The sequence below is a fragment of the Nocardioides korecus genome (assembly GCF_054778395.1).
This window is the reverse complement of record NZ_BAAGZO010000030.1, coordinates 1-1,525: the sequence shown is the minus strand read 5'-3', so window position 1 is coordinate 1,525 and position 1,525 is coordinate 1. Positions and strand designations below refer to the sequence as shown.

Below are 1,525 nucleotides of genomic sequence, written 5' to 3'. Positions count from 1 at the left end.
GGCTACGCAACCGCGGGATCGACACTCTGCCCAGCATCAGAACCCAAGACACGGCAGACTAGAAGACACGAACCGGTGGCCTCGTTTTCGAGCGTCGGATCGGCCTCATTTTCGAGCGTTGCCGACACCGCCAAGCTCGGCAACACGACGCCGAGTGTCACCTGGACGACGCACTCCTTGATTCCTGCTCCGTGGTGCGGCGAGCGAGCGACTCGGCATCGAGAATCCGTACCTTGCCGTAGCTGATCTCGACCAGGCCTGCGCGAGCGAACTTGCGGAGAACCCGATTGACGGACGGGCGGCGGACGCCGAGGAGCGCGGCCACGGTCGTCTGGGGAAGGGACACCACGTCGTCCAATCGTTCCTCCAGCAGCAGTTGTGCCACCTGGATCTCCAGTGGCTGCCCGAGCAGGCTCGTCAACCGCGAGTGAGATCTCGCCAAGCGCTGAGACACGCTCGTCAGCCACCTCCGCGACACCTGGGGATGACTGGCGAGCAGCTCCTCGAAGTGGCTACGACTCACCATCAGACAGATGGTCTCGGTGTTGGCCCGGGTTTCGTACGGCATCGGCAACCCGAGCAGGATCTGGATGTCACCATCGATGTCACCTGGTCGCAGTGTCTGGATGACCATCCGTCCCGACGGGCCCCGCACCGCCAGCTCCAGGCAACCCTGACGGACGATACTCACTGCCTCCGGCACCTCCCCCGCGCGCTGCAGCGGCTCTCCCGCCGCCAAGGTTCGCACCTCGATGAAACGAGCCAGGCCCTCCACGTCCTCGAGCCGCAGTGGCGTCGTCTCCGCGTGCCCTACGCATCGTGAGACCCAGAGGGCGTCGCGGAAGGAGGCCGATTGTTCGTGGTGCCTGCGCATGGTTCTCCTGCGTGCGAGTTGAGAGCGAGACGGTCCAACATTGTCGTCGAGGTGACACTCCGGGACGTGAGGGGGCACCGCGTTGTTGACCCACACGTAAGGAACGCGTCCACCTCACCAAGGAGAATCACCATGGCCCGGATCCCCGTCCACACGACCGAGAGTGCCCCCGAGCAGAGCCGTGACGAGCTGAAGGCTCTGGAGGCGAAGTTCGGCAAGGTCATCAACATCCACGGCGAGATGGCCCACTCGCCGGTGGTGCTGCAGAGCTACGTCGCAATCCAGCAGGTCATCGCCGACTACGGGACGTTCGATGCACGGACCCGAGAGGCCATCGCACTGGCCGTGGGCAACGCGGACGAGTGCAGCTACTGCCAGGCCGCCCACACCGGTGGAGGCAAGGCTGCTGGCCTGAGCAACGACGAGATGATCGCCATCCGGCGAGGCGACGCGGGCTTCGACGCCAAGTTGGACGCGCTGCTCATTCTCGCTCGCCAGTACACGACCAACATCGGTGCGGTCGACGACGCCGCCTGGCAGAGGGCGCTCGACGCGGGATGGACCGACGACCAGCTCACGGAGCTGTCCGCGCACGTCACCCTGAACCTGCTCACGAACTACTTCAACCACTTCGTGAAGACCGATCTCGAC

2 protein-coding genes are annotated in these 1,525 nt (G+C 64.8%); one reads left to right on the top strand and one right to left on the bottom strand.

Features of this window, described 5'->3' with window-relative positions; all coding sequences use genetic code 11:
• Positions 1–157 precede the first annotated feature (157 nt).
• The gene (locus tag ACYVDA_RS20715) at positions 158–874 is read right to left on the bottom strand and encodes a Crp/Fnr family transcriptional regulator (protein ID WP_460820436.1); all 717 of its coding nucleotides are present in this window, start codon (positions 872–874) and stop codon (positions 158–160) included.
• Positions 875–1,006: 132 nt separating this feature from the next.
• On the opposite strand from ACYVDA_RS20715, the gene ACYVDA_RS20710 reads away from it, so the two are divergent.
• Positions 1,007–1,525, top strand: a 519-nt coding sequence (locus tag ACYVDA_RS20710) for a carboxymuconolactone decarboxylase family protein (RefSeq protein WP_460820435.1), incomplete at its 3' end; no start/stop codon positions are given.

Bases quoted from the DNA above. Each gene is read 5' to 3' on its own strand.
- ACYVDA_RS20715 (WP_460820436.1), bottom strand. From the start codon at position 874: ATGCGCAGGCACCACGAACAATCGGCCTCCTTCCGCGACGCCCTCTGG.